This window comes from Halomonas sp. A29 (genome assembly GCF_046723295.1).
Classification (GTDB): Bacteria; Pseudomonadota; Gammaproteobacteria; order Pseudomonadales; family Halomonadaceae; genus Halomonas.
In genome coordinates, this window is sequence record NZ_JAXQPR010000001.1 from 261,089 (window position 1) to 278,123 (window position 17,035).

The following is a 17,035-nucleotide window of genomic DNA, read 5'->3' on the forward strand; positions in this document are numbered from 1 at the left end:
ATAAGCATAACGCATTAATCCTAAATACGCATCAATCACTATGATTATTTGCATTTGAAGCATCAATTGACCGCTGACATGCTCGCATCACGACTTCCCAACGCGATGTGGCATGACGATGATAAACAGCATTCCCTGCATGATCATGCGCGGCGGCACCTCCCGAGGACCTTTCCTGCGCATGAGCGACCTTCCCAGCGGCCAGGACGCCCAAGCCGAAATTCTGCTTAGCCTGATGGGATCGGGCCACGCCCTGCAGATCGACGGCATCGGCGGCGGGGACCCCCTGACCAGCAAAATCGCCATCGTGGAGCGCTCCTCCCATGCCGGCGCCGATGTCGACTACCTGTTTGCCCAGGTCGATATCCTCAATCGCCGCGTCGACTTCACCCCGAACTGCGGCAACATGCTCTCGGCGGTCGGTCCCTACGCGATCGAGACGGGCCTGGTGGAGCCCCAGGACGGCAGGACCGTCGTACGGGTACGCAACCTCAACACCCAGCGCCTGATTGAGTGTCACGTACCAACGCCGGGCCGCCAGGTCAGCTATGAGGGCAATACGTCTATCAGCGGCGTGCCCGGAAGTGCCGCCGGCATTCAACTCAGCTTCCTGGATATCGTTGGCGCCAAGACCGGCATGTTGCTGCCGACCGGAAAGGCGTGCGACTCGATCGAAGGTGTCGACGTTACCTGCCTCGACGCGGCGACGCCGATCATCATGCTCGACGCTGCAGACCTCGGCCTGGGCGGAGATGAGTCCCCCGCCGAACTGGATGGAAATAGCGCCTTTCTCGAGCGTCTCGAAAGCATTCGCCGCAAGGCAGGACGGAGCATGGGGCTGGGCGATGTCAGCAACAGTGTCTTACCCAAGCCGGTGCTGATCTCCGCAGCGCGTGACAACGCCAGCACCCTGCGTACGCGGTACTTCGTACCCCACCGCTGCCACAAAGCCATCGCCGTCACAGGTGCCATTGCCGTCGCCTCGGCGGTCAGCGTTCCCGGCACCATCGCCCACCGCATCGCAGTCGAAAGCGGGCGGATGTCCGAGGGAGAGTGTCTGGCACGGGTGAGACTGGAACATCCCTCCGGCTTCATCGACCTCGACGTCGAGCACCGCCAAGGCAATGCCAGCGATATCGCGCGCGTGTCACTGATTCGTACCGCCAGAAAGATCATGAGTGGCACGATCTTCTACACCGCTTCCACGCCACCCGGTGAGACAATCCCTGCGATGCAGGCCAATTGATCATCGCGACCACTGGGTGTCTTGCCACCCGCTAACGACAATAACCCAGGAGCATGCCATGACCCTCTACAGGACCACGACATCACGCACTTCGCTCGGTCGCCTGAAAAAAGTCGCCGCCCTTGGCCTGGCAATCGCCGGGCTCGGTTTGACGGCCACCGCCCCCGTACAAGCACAGAACGTGGATGTGCCCGGCACCATCAAGTGGACCGTTCCCTTCGGCGTCGGTGGTGGCACCGATGTCTGGGCCCGCTTCTTCGCCCCCTGGCTCAGCGAGCACATCCCTGGCCAGCCGACCATCATGATCGACAATGTGCCGGGTGGTGGATCCATCAACGGCTCCAACCTCTTCGCCATGCGCGCCAAGAACAACGGTAGCGATTGGCTGGGCGCCTCCGCTTCGACCCAGTATCCCGCCATGCTGGGGGACAGGCGGGTACGCTACGACTACGCCGACTGGACACCTATCCTGGCGACCCCAACCGGCGGCGTCGTCTACGCCCAGGCCAGCCTGGGTGAGGACAGCGAGAGCGCGCTTGCCAGTCTGCTGGAAAAGCCGGTCAAGCTGGCGGTGCAAAGCCACACCGGACTCGAGCTGCCGATATTGATTGCCCTCGACATGCTGGGCGTCGAGGTGCAGGCCGTCTCCGGCATGCAGAGCCGTGGCGAGGGTCGCCTGGCCTTCGAGCGCGGCGAAGCGGACATCGATTTCCAGACCACCTCCGCCTATCTGAGCAGTGTGGCCCCCCTAGTGGAGTCGGGCCGCGCCGTCCCGCTCTTCTCGCTCGGCGTACTGAATGACGAGGGGGAGATCGAACGCGACCCGGCGTTCCCCGACCTTCCCACCTTTGGCGAGGTCTATGAAGCGGTCCACGGCGAGGCTCCGAACGGTACCGCCAACGACGCTTACGAGAAATTCTTCGCATCGGGCTTCACGCTGCAGAAGCTGATCATGGTGCCCAAGGACACGCCCGAGGCACTCGTCGAGACCTACCGGGAAGCGGCCCTCGAGTTCATCGATACCGAGGAGTTCAAGCAGGAGGCCGAGGTTCATTTGGGTCCCTACACCCCGATCGTTGGCGACATTGTCCGGCAGCATCTAGAGGACGCCATGTCCCTGGATGACGCTACCCGCGAGTGGCTCACGGATTGGCTGAAAACGAAGCACGGCGCCAGCATCTGACGCGTGTCATCGGGCGTTGGTCCTTGGACCCCAGGGTTTAGGACCAATGCCCCGGGCTCCCCTCATCGAATAACACGAGAGCCGCATCCATGTTCGATATCCTTCTCTCCAGCCTGGGGCAGCTGTTCACCCTGCATCATCTGCTCTACATGGTCCTGGGCGTGCTGGTCGGCCTGGTGGTCGGGATCATTCCCGGCCTCGGTGGCATCGCGGGAATGGCATTGCTGCTGCCCTTCCTCTACGGCATGGAACCGAGTGTCGCCCTCGGCATGCTGATGGGTCTTGTCGCCGTGATTCCCACCGGCGATACCTTCGCCTCGGTGCTGCTGGGCATTCCCGGCTCCAGCGCCTCCCAGGCCACCGTCATAGACGGCTTCGCCCTGGCCAAGCGCGGCCAGGCCGCACGTGCCCTGTCCAGTGCTTTCCTCGCCTCTATGCTCGGCGGCCTGATCGGCGCCGCCGTGCTGACGGGATTCATCCTGGTCGCCCGACCGGTGGTGCTGTCGTTCTCCTCCTCCGAGCTCTTCATGCTGACCCTGCTCGGGCTGTCAATGGTCGCGGTACTCTCCGGACGCGACCTGCTCAAGGGACTCGCCGCCTGCGGCCTGGGTCTTTTGGTCGGCACCATCGGCATGGCCCCTGCCACCGGGGAGTTCCGTCTCAACTTCGAGATCGACTATCTCTACGACGGCATACCGCTGGTGGTCATCGGTCTGGGGATCTTCGCGCTGCCCGAGATCATCGACCTGCTGGTCAAGCGTGGGGCCATCGCCGGAGAGCCCGCTCGGCTCGGCAAGGGCTGGCGGCAGGGCATCCAGGATGTCGGCAAGAATCGTGGACTCGTGGCGCGCTGCGCAGGCATCGGTAGCCTGCTGGGTACGATTCCCGGCCTCGCCGGCTCGGTGGTGGATTGGATGACCTATGGCCATGCCGTGCAGAGCGCCAAGGACAAGTCCCAGTTTGGCCAAGGCGACATCCGCGGCGTCATCGCACCGGAATCCGCCAACAATGCCTGCGCCTGCGGCGCCATGGTACCCACCCTGCTGTTCGGCGTGCCCGGTTCGGGCACCGCTGCCGTCTTCCTCGGCGGCCTGCTGCTGCTCGGCCTGCAGCCCGGCATCAGCATGATCGAGACCAATCTCGACCTGACCTACACCATCATCTGGTCGCTGGCCCTGGCCAACATCATCGGTGCGGCGCTCTGCCTGGGCCTGGCCCGGCCGGTCGCCAGCCTGACCCGCGTGCCCTTCGTCATCCTGGCGCCCCTGATCACGGTGCTGATCATGTTCGCGGCCTTCCAGGCCACGCGTTCACCGGGCGACCTGCTGGCCCTCGGTGCGATCGGGCTCCTCGGCGTGCTGTTCAAACAGGCCGGCTGGTCACGTCCCGCTTTCCTGATCGGCTTCGTGCTGGCCCCTGGCGCTGAAGCCTACTTCTATCAGGCCGTGCAGTTCCAGGGTAGCGCTGCCTTCATGCGCCCGGGTGTACTGATCATCGGCGCCATGATTCTCGCCGCCCTGTTCTTGCCCATGTTTCGGCAGCTGTGGCGCAAGCTCCGGTCGAACGATACCGAGCAATCCCCTGCGGCTGGAGAAACGCCTGTGGTCGGCAGCAGGCCTATCACCATTGGCGGCATCGACCTGGTGATCTTCACCGCTCTGCTGGGCATGGCCATCTATGGCTGGTTCAACCTCGCCGATCTCAGCCTGCTCGGCGGCCTCATGCCCCGCCTGGCCCTGGCGATCATGGGAATCGCCTGTCTGCTGGAAATCCTGCGCAGCCTGGTCCGCAGGCCAATCTGGCAACACCAGCCTCTGCTTCAGCAAGTCGTCTGGCTGGCAGGTTTCTTCGTCCTGGTCGGCGCAATCCTGGCGCTCGGCTTCATCACCACCGCAACGCTGTTCTGCCTGGCTTTCCTGATGTTCATTGCGCGTCTCAAGCCCTGGGCAACCATCGGCATGTCTGCTGGGGTGACGGTCTTCCTGGTCAGCATGGCGAAACTGCTGACCCTGACCTACCCGAGTGGACTGGTCGATCCCTTGCTGTTCGGCTGAGGGGAAACCCAAAATCCGCCCACGAACGAACCGCCGCTTCAGAAGCGGCGTTTCGTTCTTTGGCATAGGGTACGGACATCTGCGCAAGCGAAAGGCTCCAGCGCGAGGGTAATCACCGCTGTCACTGAGTCACTCAGCCTCTCTCGGATAAACGACAAACGCCAATTTATTGCCGTCGCAATCACGAACATAGGCTGCATAGAAACCTTCGCCGTATTGAGGCCGGTAGCCTGGAGCCCCTTCGTCACTGCCTCCATTGTCGATGGCTATTTCGTATAACTTGTCGACCTGCTCAGGGGCAGCAAACTGAAACGCTGTCATGGTGCCATTGCCGACATTGGCTTCCTGACCATCGAAGGGATAACCGACAAAGAACCTGGGAAAGTCGAGATCGGTTTCTTTCCCATAGGAAGCACACGAATCATCTTTCCAGCAGACATCCCAGCCCATTTCGGCGAAAAGAGGGCCATAGAATTTCAGTGCCTGCTCTAAATTTCTCGTCCCAACCATGGTGTAAGCGATCATATCGATTACCTCCTTTCCAAATTCATCATGCCTCCGGACGACAGCGTAGTTCAGACTGCTTTCTTCGCCACTGCCCCAGCGCCCAACCCAATGCCGGAAGCACCAGCATCGCCGAGGCCCAGGCACAGGTGGCAAAGCCAAAGTGCGCGAAAATCGGCCGATAGAGCAGCGCACCGGTAAACATGCACAAATATGTGATGGCGCTGTACAACCCCATGATGGCCCCTCGCTGCGCTGGATTGATCTCGGCCAACTGACGCATGAGCAGGTTCAAGCCGAGATGATTGGCCACGCCCCAGACAAGGCAAAGCGCCACCAACGCCATCGGAAGTGTGGCAGTTGCCATCAAGCCCAGGTAAACGAGCATCAAGCCGGCAAAGGTCACGCATGCGGCAGCCGTCGCGCCGTAGCGGTCGACCAGCCGACCCAGCGGTGCGGCAACGCCGAAGCCCAGGCCATAGACGGCAATGGCCAGCCCGGCAAAGGATGTGGGACGTTGTAGCACCTCGCCCAGGTGCGGGCCTAGATAGGTATACAAGCCATAGAACGCCGTCATGTAGGCCGCGACGTTCAGCAGCACCGAATGAATGCCGGGAGTTCGCAGCGCCTTGAGGCTTGAGCTCGGCGCCTCACCGACCGCGCTCACACCCCAATCGTGACAGCGCGAGATCCCGAGGGCCAACCCCACGGCGGCCAGCGCCAGGAGGGAGAAGACAGCACGCCAGTGCAGCAGATCGGCCAACAGCGCCGCCAGACCGACCCCCACCACCAGACTCAGCGTCCATCCCGTCAGCACGAAGCTCAGGGTCTGACTCTCGCGCCCTTTCGCCGCCACCTGCGCCGTGAGGGTATAGATCGCCGGCAGCGCCACGCCCGCCGCCAGGCCGGCAAGCGTCTGGGCGGCAATCAATACCCAGAGCGCGGGAGAGAGGGCGGCGCAGCCCAGCGACACGGCCAGCATCAACAGTGCCCGCCCCAACGCACGCTCGGCACCAATACGGTCGGACATCGAAGCCAGCAGCAGCGCACTGCCCGCCGTGGCCAGGCCATAGAGAGCCGCGGCCGTCACCACATCTGCGGCACTGCGCCCCGGAAACGATACCGCCACCGCGGCGGCAATGGGGCTCAGCGCCAGCGAATTGGCACCGATCACGGCAATCGCAGCGGTCAACAGGAGAAGATGACGAGTAATCACGGCTCGATCCAAATGCAGTTCGACACTACCATTGAAGAAAGGAATTTCATTCGGAGCAATTGCGATAATGCCGAACCCAGAAAAAACAGAAACCGTTCGGGACAAGGGCCAGGAGGCACGCCCTCTGGACGCCTTCGACCGAAAAATATTAGGCGAGCTGGCTGTGGACGCCGGGCTCAGCTATGCCGAGCTGGGTAATCGCGCCGGGCTCTCGGCGCCGGCCGTGCACGAACGGGTGAAACGGCTGCGCGCCACGGGGCGTATACGTGGCACCGTGGCGATACTGGATGGCCCCTCCACCGGCAAGCCCTTCCTCGCCTTCGTCCATGTCGACTCCACCGGCTGGGGCAAGACCCAGGAACTGCTGGCACTCTCGGAGCTGCCCGAAGTCGAGGAGATCCACTCGGTGGCCGGAGACACCTGCATGCTGCTCAAGGTCCGCTGCGCCAGCAGCCGCGCCTTGGAGGGGCTGCTCGCCCGACTCTATGCCCTGCCGAGCGTCAAGGCCACGCGTAGCTATGTAGTGCTGTCGACCTTTCTCGAGCGCACCCCGCAGGCAGGAATCACCGCAGCATTGGAAGAAACGATGAACCCGCTCGGTACCGCTACAGAGTGAAGCGCTGCCACGTTCATCTATGTTCGTCCTCCAGTACCGCTATATCTCCCTGTGTCGCTTCACGCTCGAGCAGCGCACGCTTTCTCTCCACGCCCCAACGGTAACCCGAGAGCGCCCCGTCGCTGCGCACGACCCGGTGGCAGGGAATGGCAAGCGCAATGGTATTGGAGGCGCAGGCCCTGGCTACGGCGCGCACCGATTGGGGTGATCCGATACGCTGCGCCAACTCCGCATAGCTGATCGTAGCGCCCACGGGAATCTCGGTCAGCGCCTGCCAGACCCGCTGCTGGAAGGCGGTGCCGCGAATGTCCAACGGCAGCGACAACCCGACGCCGGGCGCCTCGACGAAGCCCACCACCTTGGCCACCCAGGCGTCGAAGTCCTTTCCCCCCGGGACCAGATTGGCATTGGCGAAACGATCCTGGAACTCCTGCAACAGTTGCTCCGGGTCGCTGCCCAGGGAAATGGCGCAAATGCCCTTTTCGCTGGTCGCGACTAGAATGTTGCCCAGCGAGCACTCCCCTAGGGCGAAGCGAATCTCCGTGTCCTTTCCTCCCGAGCGGTACCGTTGCGGCGTCATGCCGAGCATGCGATTGGAACCGGCATAAAAGCGCCCGCTGGAATTGAAGCCCGCCTCGTAGATCGCCTCGGTGACGGTTTCTTGTTGCGCCAACGCCTGGCGTACACGACCCGCCCGGCAGGCGACCGCATACGCCTTCGGCGTCAGCCCCGTGCCCGCCTTGAAGACTCGATGAAAATGGAAGCGACTCAGCCCGGCGGCGTGTGCCAATTCGTCCAGAGAGGGGAGTTCGTCGGATGTTTCGATGAGGCGGCAGGCCCTGGCGACGCTCTGGGCGTGTCGCTGGGCCAGTGGGAGCTCCCTGGGGCGGCAGCGCTGGCACGGCCGATAGCCGGCCCGTTCGGCTGCAGCGGCGTCGGCATGGAACTCGGCGTTCTCGCGACGCGGCCGACGCGATGGACACGTCGGGCGGCAATAGACCCCAGTGGTACGCACCGCATAGACGAAGGCTTCGTCCGCCGCAGCATCGCGGGCCAGTACCGCTGCCCACTTCGCTTCATCGGAATCGAAGGTGGCAAATGTAGGGGTGGGTGTCTCGTTCATGGCGGGCCTCCGCTGTGGGTTCGGCGTTCTCCGTGAGTTCAGGATGAGTCCTGGACCCGCCTGGCACACTCCGTCCCTTGCTTTCAAAGTGAGCCCGCCTCATCGCAGCATTCGCAACACCCGCAGCATAGCACCATCGAACCGCCAGATTTTTTGACGGCAATAAGCGGAGTGATGGCTTATTCCGAGGCCGGCAAGGTAAGCATGGGATCGCCAATGACCCCATACCTACCCACGGAGAATACCGCTATGAACCGACTTGCCGGAAAGATCGCCATCGTCACCGGGGCCAGCTCAGGAATCGGCCATGCCACCGCTCGGCTGTTCGCCAGCGAAGGCGCCCGCGTGATAGTAAGTGCACGCCGTCGGGACGAACTCGATGCTCTGGTCGAAGCCATCGCTCGCGATGGCGGCACCGCCGTTGCCGTCGCCGGAGACGTATGCGACGAGCACCTGGCCCAGCGCCTGGTCACTACCGCCCTGGAGAGATTCGGAGGGCTCGATATCGCCTTCAACAACGCCGGCATCATCGGCCCTATGGGGCCGCTGCAGGACATGGCTTCGAGCGATTGGCACGACGTCATGCATACCAACCTGAACGGTGCCTTCCTGGGTGCCAAACACCAGATACCGGCGCTGCTGCAGCGAGGCGGTGGCAGCCTGCTGTTCACTTCGAGTTTCGTCGGCCATACCGTCGGCATGCCCGGCATGGCGGCCTACGGCGCCAGCAAGGCCGGCATCCTGGGCCTGATGAAGTGCCTTGCCGCGGAGCTGGGACCCAACGGCATCCGCGTCAACGCGCTGCTACCGGGAGGCACCGATACGCCGGCCAGCATCACCAACGCCCCCGACGCCGGGCCGGAAGTCCTGGCCTTCGTCGAGAACCTGCACGCGCTCAAGCGCATGGCTACGCCGAAAGAGATCGCCCAGGCGGCGCTCTACCTGGCTTGCGACGATGCCAGCTTCGTCACCGGCATGGCGATGCTGGCCGATGGCGGTGTCTCTATCAACCGAACCTGATTGCCAGGAAATGGCGCCCCGGTAAGCACTTACTTACCGGGCAGCGCCACTCACCTCTTCAACTGTGGTATTAAGGGGTTCAAGTACGAGCCCGAACTCCCGCACCAGTGCTCGATGACCCAGCTCGCTGATACTCACCACCCGCGAGTGCTTCTGCCGGCTGATCCAGCCGAGTTCCAGCAGGCGCTCGGCCATGGCGGCACCCAGCGCCCCGCCGAGATGGTCGCGCCGTTCACTCCAGTCGAGGCAAGGATAGGCGAAACGCCGGCGGCGCTTGCGCAGGGAAGCGATATTGATGCCGAAGTCCGTGAACCAGGCCTCGCCGCGCTCCGTCACGTTCATGGCATCGCCATCTGCCACCAAGAACTCCCTATCGAGCAGTACCGCCGTCATCCGCGTTCCCAGTTCACCCGCCAAGTGGTCGTAGCAGAATCGCGCGGCGCCCATGGCCCCGGCTGGCCGTCTGCACGGCGACACCACCTTCAGCGGTTTGGCCACCACCATCAGCGCCTCGACGGCATGCGCCACCTCGGCTGTCGCCAGCCGGTAGTACTTGTGCCGCCCTTGTGCCGTCGATTCGATCAGCCCGTCGCGCTGGAGCCGCTTGAGATGCTCCGTCGCCGTGCCCGGCTGCACGCCACAGCCGTAGGCAAGCTCCTTGGCGGTCAATGCTCGCCCCTCCATCAGCAGCGCCAACATGCCCATCCGGGTCGGCTCGCCAATGGTACGGGCGAGGCGTGGCAGGTCCGGCTCATCCATAGTTAGCTCCACGCCTAACGGTTTATGTCTGACAAGCATAGGCCAACGGAACACAATTGAGCGACCAAACAACGGCCCGGAACCACCCATGACTACGCCAGACAAGCCACCGACGGCCGTCACACATCACGGCCCTTACCCACTACGGACTGCCCGTCGTCTGCTTCTCGCCGTACGCAACTACTACGCCAATCGACAGCGCGATGCCCTGCTGCGCGACTGCGATCCTCGCATGCTCAGGGACATCGGCTTACGCTGGGAACGCGGCAAGCTGGTGCCGATCAACCCGGAACGTTTTACCCCCTAGAGTTAAGCCGTTGTAGCTTCCAGATGCCTCAAACTGTCTGAATCAGGAGTTCCCATGATCGCCGTTATCTTCGAAGTCATCCCCAAATCCGGCCGCCGCGACCGATACCTCGATATTGCTGCCAGCCTGCGTCCGCTGCTCGACGAGATCGATGGCTTCATCTCCATCGAGCGCTTCGAGAGCCTGACCCAGCCGGGCAAGGTGCTCTCACTCTCCTTCTGGCGCGACGAGCAGGCCGTCGCCCAATGGCGCCAGCTCGAACGCCACCGCAGCGCCCAGGCCCAGGGTCGTGAAGTAGTGTTCGACGACTATCGCCTGCGCGTCGCCACGGTGATGCGCGACTACGGCATGAACGAACGCGAACAGGCGCCTGCGGACAGCCGCGAGCGCCACGATGCTCCGTGAACACTCGCGGCTGACAGACGCCGCTTTTTCTCCCTATTGCCGAGATGCCGTTACCGGCTGACGGAATACCAGTGCCAGGCCCAGCAGGATAAGCGCCATCCCCGCCAGGCTGAGCATGGGCAGCGCATTGCCGAGGAACAGGTAGTCCATCACAGCGGTGGCCGCCGGCACCAGATAGAACAGGCTGGTGACGTTGACCAGATTGCCGGCCTGAATCAAACGATAAAGCAGCAACTGCGCCACCACCGAGATGACCAAAGCTAGCCAGAGCAGCGGGATCAGGAATTCCCAAGTCGGCTCGAATGCCACCGGCTGAACCGCAGCGAAAGGCAGGCACAGCAGAAGGCTTGCCACGTACTGCAACGGCAGGACCTCAGCGGGCGACTGCCGGATGCGCTTCTGCATGATGGCACCCGCCGTCATGCACCCCAGCGCGCCCAGGGCGAAGCCCACCCCTACCAGGGAAAAGCGCACCAGAACGACGCTCTGGTAGACCACCAGCACCAACCCCAGCAGCGCCACGCAGAGCCCCGCCATTCTCATCGGCGCGAAGCGTCGCTCCAGCAGCATCAGGGTGAGAATCGGCTGTATGCCCAGCAAGGTAGCCAACACCCCGGGCGTGATGCCTTGCTCCATGGCCAGGAAATAGCAGATCGAATAGGCACCTATCAGCAGCAGGCCAGTGCCGGCGATGCGCAGGCGTGTGCCAGGCGCGGGCAGCCAGCGTCGTCGGTAAAGCCCGATGGCCATCAGTACGGTCAGTGCCAGGCCAAAGCGCAGCAGCAGAAATGCAAAGGCCGGGGCATGGTCCAGCCCCCATTTGGTGAAGATGGCGCCACTGCCCCACAGCAGCACGAAGAGCGCCGTGGACGCATGAGCGGTCCAGGCAACGGAATGGTTTGTCATGGTGACTTTCACCTGTCTAGAGACGCACAGGCCTCAGCCGGCACTGGAAGCAATGCCGAACGATGGAAAGCTGAGGCAGCTTGGTGGGCTGGAGGTCAGCCCAGAGCGCACATGGGCGGCGGTGAAACGCCGGCCATGTCGAGCCCCGCTGGCGGCGAAACGCCGAGCGGCGGAGCGACAGGTGGAACGGGAGGTGGCGATGCCGCACGCACCAACGCCATGGCCGGGGCGGCCATCGGTGCGGAAAGCGAAGTGCGTATCGGCAGGGTCATGTCAGAGCAGTCTCGTTGCGGTTGCCAGACCTGATGAACATAGCACGACGAACGCAAAGGTCAATCTGCCACGAATCGAACAGCGCCCCGGTAAGCCCTTACTTACCGGGAAGCTTTGAATGCGTGAGCCACACGGCTACCGGGGCACATGCTCGATGGCAGCGTGATCGACCAGGTTCCATTCGCCGCTGTTGCGATACAGGCGCTTGCCCAGGCGCGGGTAGTCGGAAACGTCCTGGGTCAACCGCTGACCCACCATCAGGCACACCAGTGGCTCATCGCCGTCGTTGTACATTTCATGGGCCACACCGTTGATAGGACAGCCGATGAAGTCGCCAGGGCCGATCGGCTGCTTGCGCTCGCCCAAGGTGGCCACGCCGCGCCCCGACAACACGTAGATGGCTTCCTCCTCGTAGCGATGGCAATGGTACTCGGTCGAGTAATGGCCGGGGGGCACGCTGATCTGGTGGATCCCGAGCTGGGTCATGCCCACGGCATCCCCCAGCGACTTGTTGATGCGTACGGCCTTGACGTTGAGAAGGTGCACCTTCCTCACGCCCTCAAGGGATTCGATATCCTGCGCCGATAGGTACATGCCGGTTCTCCTTGGTGTCGAGTCGCCGCCAGGGCATCGCCTGATCATAGCGTGCGCGGCGGCGCTCGACTGCCTTGGCTCGAGCCAGCCCGTAACAATACTCAGGCAGAGAGTGCTTCAGGGGCCAAGCGCGACTCGAGTTCTTTCAGGGTGACATGCCCCCTGAAGTGCCCCTTCCCTTTCGGCTGCTCGCCGCGCTCGATGGCCTCGGCGAACTGCACGGCAGGATCGTCCCGAAGCTTCGCCAGATGCCGAGCCAGGTTGGGATAGTCACTCTTGAGATCGAACAACCGGTGGTACTCGGCCCAGCGGGCGATGCCGACGAAATAGGCATCCGCCATGCTGCGCTCATCGCCCAGCAGCCACTCGCGCTCGGCCAACAAGCCATCGAGGTAGGCACAGCCCTCGGCGACTTTCTCGCGTCCCAGCCGACGCAGCACCTCCTGCTCCACGCCGCTCAACCCTTGGGTTTCGTACAGCCACCACAGCGGATTGAATGACGAGAAGAAATCGGTGTTGAGATAGGCCAGCATCTGGTTGAGTCGATCGAATTCCCGGCTGCCCTGCTCGAAGCCCAAACGCGTCTCGAGGTCGCGTGCCGCCAAGTGCTGCAGAATCGCCAGGCTCTCGGCCAGAGGCTCACCGTCTTCCGGCAGCAACGCCGGGGTCTGGAACAGGGGATTTACTTTGGCGTAGAGCGCATCCCAAGGGTGTTCCATCATTTCGATGCGGCACAGCCGGTAGGGTTGGCCCTGCCACTCTAACGCCACGATGGAGCCGAACGAACAGCCTTGCGGTACGCCATAGAAGAGAACGGGTTCCATTGTCTTGCTCCTTGCTAAGTTGGAAATAGCCAGCGCCCTCTGCGTCTGGCCTTGTCAGCAAGGTAATGGCTAAATAGGACAAATAACGTCCTATTTAAATCAGGAAGATCAGATTGGCCAACCCGACCGTTCGTGTACTGACGCTGCTGGAACTGCTGCAGACTCACCGCCACATGAGCGGCCGGGAGCTGGCAGAGCGGCTGGACGTCGACCGCCGTACGCTGCGCCGCTACATCCAAGCCTTGGAAGAGCTCGGCATTCCCGTCACCACCGAGCGGGGGCGGCACGGCGGCTATCGCCTGATGCCTGGCTTCAAGCTGCCGCCGCTGATGCTGACCAGCGAAGAGGCACTGGCCGTCTCGCTGGGGCTGCTCGCGGCCCAGGGGCTGGGCATTGCTGAGACCGCTCCGGCACTGGAAACCGCGCGGGCCAAGCTGGAGCGGGTCATGCCCGCCAAGTTGAAGCAGCAAGCGCACGCCCTGAGCGAAAGCGCACGTCTGGAATTGCCGTCGGCACGCGCCCCGGGCGACGAACGCCTGCTGATCCTGTTCGCCAGCGCTACCCAGGGCCGCCAACGTGTGCGTCTCGACTATCAAGATGATCGAGAGCAGCTGACTCAGCGTGTACTCAACCCCTATGGGCTGATCTTCCGTGGTGGACGCTGGTATGTGAGCGGCTGGTGCCACCTGCGCCGCGACATTCGCAGCTTTCGCCTCGATCGCATCATTGAAGCCACGCCTCTCGAAGCCAGCTTCGAGCGCCCCGTCGATTTCGATCCCGCCGAGCACTTGGCCAGCAGCATCGCCAGCCTGCCCCGGGCCACCGCCGTCAGCGTGCGCCTGCACACCGACCTTGCCCATGCCGTTGAAGAGCTGGGCCGCAATATCGGCGTGTTCACACCCGACGGAAACGCCGTCATGCTCCACGCCCGCACCGACAGCCTGGTTTGGTTCGCCCGTCAGCTCGCCCACCAACCCTTCGACTTCGAGATCCTCGACCCACCCGAGCTACGCGACGCTCTCCTGGGGCAGGCTGCCCGCCTCCAGCGGCAGGCAGAAAGAAAAGAAGCGTGAATGTCGAAAGCGACTATGTTGAGTCGATGTAGAGAAGTAGCACCAACAACAACCATGGAGACCCAATATGCAGCTTTCTACCTACCTGATCTTCGACGGCAACTGCCGCGAGGCTTTCGAATTCTATCAGCGCTGCTTCGATGCCAAGCTCGAGGCCATGGCCACCTACGCCGAAATGCCCGCCAGCGAAGGCATGGAGATTCCCGAGGAAGCCGGTAATCTGGTCATGCACGCCCGGCTGCGTATCGGCAATCAGACGCTGATGGCATCGGACAACTCCCCCGCCTGCCCCGCACCCTATGAAGGTATCAAGGGCGCGAGTATTGCGGTCGGCGTCGACTCCGTGCAGGAGGCCGAGCGCCTGTTCAACGCCCTGGCCGACAACGCCAGCGTGCAGATGCCGCTCGAAGAGACCTTCTGGGCACATCGCTTCGGCATGCTGACGGATCGATACGGCGTCGCCTGGATGATCAATTACGACAAGGAAGAGCAAGCTGCCGCCTAGGGCAGTTCCGCCCTTTGCCGCCCGGTCAGCAAATCGATGAAGGCCCGCGCCTTCGCCGCCGGGCGGTGTACTCGCTTCACGATAACCACGAGTGATCTCGCTACCAATAAGCACATCGCCTGACCAAGCGATGTCACACGATGCCTTCCTGAATCGTCATGTCAGTGACGGCCGCTGGCCTTCACTTCTCGATCTTTACCGCAACGATTCAGGAGTCATGCATGAGCCAGAGCACGCTTTTCATCACCCACAAGGCACTACCCGGCAAGCGCGACGAAGTGCGCCGCGCCTGGGAAACCCACTTGGCGCCCAGTATCGAGTCGCGCCAGGTCCACGACGCCTATTTCTACTGCTACGATGACAGCGACCCCGATACGATCCGCGTCTTCCAGCGCTATGCCGACGGCGCGGACCCGCAGGCCTTCATGCAGGGGCCGGCCTACGACGCCTATATCGCCGCGGTGTCGCCCCTGCTTGCCCACCCGCCCGTGATCCACGCCGCCACGGTGGCCTGGGCCAAGAGCATGGCGGCTCCGGTAACCGAGACAGCCTGATGCCTTCTGCCGACTTGCTTCGCTTCGAAGAGGCCCGCCCCATGCTGTTGGGGCTGGCCTATCGCATCCTCGGCTCGCGCGCCGACGCCGAGGATGCGGTGCAGGACACCTTCCTCAAGTGGCAGGCGGTGGACCGGGATACGATCGATACGCCCATCGCCTGGCTGACAACGGCCTGCACCCGGCGCTGCCTCGATCTGCTGGGCAACGCCCATCGGGCCAGGGTCGACTATGTAGGCGCCTGGCTACCCGAGCCGATCCCGACACCCACCGTTGCCGCCGCCGAGGATGGCGCCCTGCTTGCCGACTCGCTCTCCACGGCCTTCATGCTGCTGTTGGAACGACTGTCGCCCAAGGAGCGTGCCGCCTACTTGCTGCATGAGATCTTCGATACTTCGTATACCGAGATCGCCGCCATGCTCGAACTCCAGGAGCCGGCCTGCCGCAAGCTGGTGTCACGGGCACGGGCCAACCTGCAGTCGAACGAGCAGAGGTTCGCTCCACCACGTGATCGACAGCAGGCGCTGCTCGAGGCCTTCCGGCTCGCCGTTGCCGAAGGCGCCACGGCACGGCTTGCCAATCTACTCTCGGCCGAGGTGCGCCTCAGCGCCGACGGCGGCGGCAAGGTGCCCACCCTGCTCGAGCCGTTGCACGGCCTGGAGGAAGTGCTGACCTTCCTGGTGAGCCGGCTGCGCGGTTACTGGTCCGACTACCAATGGCGCGAAGCCGATATCAACGGTGGCCCCGGTTTCGTGATGCATCGAGAAGGAAGCGTCGTCGCCACGGTTACCTTCGGCTACGACCGCTCAGGGCAGGCCAGCGACATCTTCATCGTGCGCAATCCCGACAAGCTGGCACGGCTGACGTTATGAGTGGCGCTCGACGATCGAACGGCAGGCACTCTCTCTCGATGGGGAGTCCAACAATCCCATGACCCAATCACGCACGGCAGCGATGGCCGGCTCTTCGAGCCGCTCGGGCGGGTAGACGAGCTGGAAGGGAGCAGCCTTTATCTCAGGGCCGAATGGCTGGGCCAGGCGCCCCTGACGCAGCTCCTCCTCGATCAGATACCGGCTCATCAGGGCCACGCCCTGGCCATCCAATGCAGCGGTGATGCCGTGGGTTTCGTCGGAGAACATCAGCCCGGCGCTGACGTCGAGCCCTGGCACCTGGACCTGGCGCTGCCAGGCCGCCCAGTCCAACGGCGCGGGTGAAGAGAAGTGGAGCAGCGTATGGCGCACCAGCTCGGCGGGGTCACGCAGCCCCAGCGAGGGGCTGCAGACGGGCACGAAGACATTGTCGAACAGCTTCTCTGCGACCAGCCCGGGCCAGGGGCCTTCTCCATAGCGAATCGCCATGTCCGCGACGATGCCGTCCAGGGCGACTGCTTGGTGGGAGACTTGAATGCTCAGGTCGATCTGCGGGTGGGCGTCGCGCAGCAAACACACCCAAGGCAGCAGCCAGCGCGCGGCCACGGCTGGCGTGGTCGAGAGCTTCACGCTATGGCGCGAGGGAGGCCGGCGCAGCTTGGTCACCGTTTCGGCGATGGCGTCGAAGGAGTCGCTCAGCACCGCCAGCAGCGTCTGCCCCTGGGCCGTCAATATCAGCTGCCGTGGCCTGCGCACGAACAGGGCGATACCCAAGCTCTCCTCCAATTGGCGGATCTGGTGGCTGATCGCCGTCGGCGTCACCGAGAGTTCCTCGGCAGCCCGCTTGGCACTGAGGTGTCGTGCCGCGGCCTCGAAGGCGCGCAGGGCAGAGAGAGAAGGCAATCGGCGCGGCGTCATGGCTGAGTTTTATTTTCCATTAGCGAAAAAGAATCATCGTTTGTTGCCCTACTCTGCTTCTGGCTTGATGGCCTAAGCAAGAAAAC

General features: G+C 63.2%; 20 protein-coding genes. 11 read left to right on the forward strand and 9 right to left on the reverse strand.

Annotated features, from left to right (window positions below; all coding sequences use genetic code 11):
• Positions 1-112: 112 nt before the first annotated feature.
• From SPH52_RS01235 to SPH52_RS01245, 3 genes are all read left to right on the forward strand, one after another.
• Complete coding sequence (locus SPH52_RS01235) at positions 113-1,246, forward strand: 4-oxalomesaconate tautomerase (RefSeq protein WP_411793174.1); 1,134 nt, start codon at positions 113-115, stop codon at positions 1,244-1,246.
• Between the two features lie 58 nt (positions 1,247-1,304).
• Positions 1,305-2,429, forward strand: a complete 1,125-nt coding sequence (locus tag SPH52_RS01240; RefSeq protein ID WP_411793175.1) for a Bug family tripartite tricarboxylate transporter substrate binding protein — start codon at positions 1,305-1,307, stop codon at positions 2,427-2,429.
• An 89-nt stretch (positions 2,430-2,518) separates the two neighbouring features.
• On the forward strand, positions 2,519-4,483 hold the full coding sequence (locus SPH52_RS01245) for a tripartite tricarboxylate transporter permease (protein WP_411793176.1): 1,965 nt from the start codon (positions 2,519-2,521) through the stop codon (positions 4,481-4,483).
• A 129-nt stretch (positions 4,484-4,612) separates the two neighbouring features.
• Here SPH52_RS01245 and SPH52_RS01250 read toward each other — a convergent pair whose 3' ends face one another.
• Both SPH52_RS01250 and SPH52_RS01255 read right to left on the reverse strand, forming a co-directional pair.
• Positions 4,613-5,008: a VOC family protein gene (locus SPH52_RS01250; protein ID WP_411793177.1), complete on the reverse strand. Its 396-nt coding sequence runs from the start codon at positions 5,006-5,008 to the stop codon at positions 4,613-4,615.
• 25 nt (positions 5,009-5,033) lie between these two features.
• Positions 5,034-6,203 carry an MFS transporter gene (locus tag SPH52_RS01255; protein ID WP_411793178.1) on the reverse strand — a complete coding sequence of 390 codons (1,170 nt, stop codon included), beginning with the start codon at positions 6,201-6,203 and terminating at the stop codon, positions 5,034-5,036.
• A 67-nt stretch (positions 6,204-6,270) separates the two neighbouring features.
• Between SPH52_RS01255 and SPH52_RS01260 the strand changes: the two genes are divergently transcribed.
• On the forward strand, positions 6,271-6,819 hold the full coding sequence (locus SPH52_RS01260; protein WP_411793179.1) for an Lrp/AsnC family transcriptional regulator: 549 nt from the start codon (positions 6,271-6,273) through the stop codon (positions 6,817-6,819).
• Positions 6,820-6,832: 13 nt separating this feature from the next.
• Here the strand turns inward: SPH52_RS01260 and ada are convergent, their stop codons facing one another.
• A complete protein-coding gene (gene ada, locus SPH52_RS01265; protein WP_411793180.1) occupies positions 6,833-7,942 on the reverse strand; it encodes a bifunctional DNA-binding transcriptional regulator/O6-methylguanine-DNA methyltransferase Ada in 1,110 nt (369 codons plus the stop codon).
• A 249-nt stretch (positions 7,943-8,191) separates the two neighbouring features.
• Between ada and SPH52_RS01270 the strand changes: the two genes are divergently transcribed.
• Positions 8,192-8,962: an SDR family oxidoreductase gene (locus tag SPH52_RS01270; RefSeq protein ID WP_411793181.1), complete on the forward strand. Its 771-nt coding sequence runs from the start codon at positions 8,192-8,194 to the stop codon at positions 8,960-8,962.
• Positions 8,963-8,995: 33 nt separating this feature from the next.
• Here the strand turns inward: SPH52_RS01270 and SPH52_RS01275 are convergent, their stop codons facing one another.
• Complete coding sequence (locus tag SPH52_RS01275) at positions 8,996-9,721, reverse strand: ArsR/SmtB family transcription factor (protein WP_411793182.1); 726 nt, start codon at positions 9,719-9,721, stop codon at positions 8,996-8,998.
• Between the two features lie 88 nt (positions 9,722-9,809).
• On the opposite strand from SPH52_RS01275, the gene SPH52_RS01280 reads away from it, so the two are divergent.
• On the forward strand, positions 9,810-10,028 hold the full coding sequence (locus SPH52_RS01280) for a hypothetical protein (protein ID WP_411793183.1): 219 nt from the start codon (positions 9,810-9,812) through the stop codon (positions 10,026-10,028).
• Positions 10,029-10,082: 54 nt separating this feature from the next.
• Positions 10,083-10,433, forward strand: coding sequence for an antibiotic biosynthesis monooxygenase family protein (locus tag SPH52_RS01285; protein WP_411793184.1), 351 nt, complete (start codon positions 10,083-10,085; stop codon positions 10,431-10,433).
• Between the two features lie 33 nt (positions 10,434-10,466).
• Here SPH52_RS01285 and SPH52_RS01290 read toward each other — a convergent pair whose 3' ends face one another.
• From SPH52_RS01290 to SPH52_RS01305, 4 genes are all read right to left on the reverse strand, one after another.
• The gene (locus tag SPH52_RS01290) at positions 10,467-11,339 is read right to left on the reverse strand and encodes a DMT family transporter (RefSeq protein WP_411793185.1); all 873 of its coding nucleotides are present in this window, start codon (positions 11,337-11,339) and stop codon (positions 10,467-10,469) included.
• 95 nt (positions 11,340-11,434) lie between these two features.
• Positions 11,435-11,611 (reverse strand): hypothetical protein, encoded by a 177-nt coding sequence (locus SPH52_RS01295; protein ID WP_411793186.1) that lies wholly within the window; start codon positions 11,609-11,611, stop codon positions 11,435-11,437.
• Positions 11,612-11,747: 136 nt separating this feature from the next.
• A complete protein-coding gene (locus SPH52_RS01300) occupies positions 11,748-12,206 on the reverse strand; it encodes a cupin domain-containing protein (protein WP_411793187.1) in 459 nt (152 codons plus the stop codon).
• A 101-nt stretch (positions 12,207-12,307) separates the two neighbouring features.
• The gene (locus SPH52_RS01305; RefSeq protein WP_411793188.1) at positions 12,308-13,030 is read right to left on the reverse strand and encodes a glutathione S-transferase family protein; all 723 of its coding nucleotides are present in this window, start codon (positions 13,028-13,030) and stop codon (positions 12,308-12,310) included.
• 113 nt (positions 13,031-13,143) lie between these two features.
• Between SPH52_RS01305 and SPH52_RS01310 the strand changes: the two genes are divergently transcribed.
• From SPH52_RS01310 to sigJ, 4 genes are all read left to right on the forward strand, one after another.
• Positions 13,144-14,103: a helix-turn-helix transcriptional regulator gene (locus SPH52_RS01310; RefSeq protein WP_411793189.1), complete on the forward strand. Its 960-nt coding sequence runs from the start codon at positions 13,144-13,146 to the stop codon at positions 14,101-14,103.
• Between the two features lie 67 nt (positions 14,104-14,170).
• Complete coding sequence (locus SPH52_RS01315; RefSeq protein ID WP_411793190.1) at positions 14,171-14,608, forward strand: VOC family protein; 438 nt, start codon at positions 14,171-14,173, stop codon at positions 14,606-14,608.
• 221 nt (positions 14,609-14,829) lie between these two features.
• The gene (locus SPH52_RS01320; protein ID WP_411793191.1) at positions 14,830-15,162 is read left to right on the forward strand and encodes a putative quinol monooxygenase; all 333 of its coding nucleotides are present in this window, start codon (positions 14,830-14,832) and stop codon (positions 15,160-15,162) included.
• A complete protein-coding gene (sigJ, locus tag SPH52_RS01325) occupies positions 15,162-16,034 on the forward strand; it encodes an RNA polymerase sigma factor SigJ (protein WP_411793192.1) in 873 nt (290 codons plus the stop codon). The genes SPH52_RS01320 and sigJ overlap by 1 nt, the downstream gene beginning before the upstream one ends.
• On the opposite strand, the gene SPH52_RS01330 is transcribed toward sigJ, so the two are convergent.
• Positions 16,029-16,949: a LysR substrate-binding domain-containing protein gene (locus SPH52_RS01330; protein ID WP_411793193.1), complete on the reverse strand. Its 921-nt coding sequence runs from the start codon at positions 16,947-16,949 to the stop codon at positions 16,029-16,031. The genes sigJ and SPH52_RS01330 overlap by 6 nt on opposite strands.
• Between the last annotated feature and the right edge of the window lie 86 nt (positions 16,950-17,035).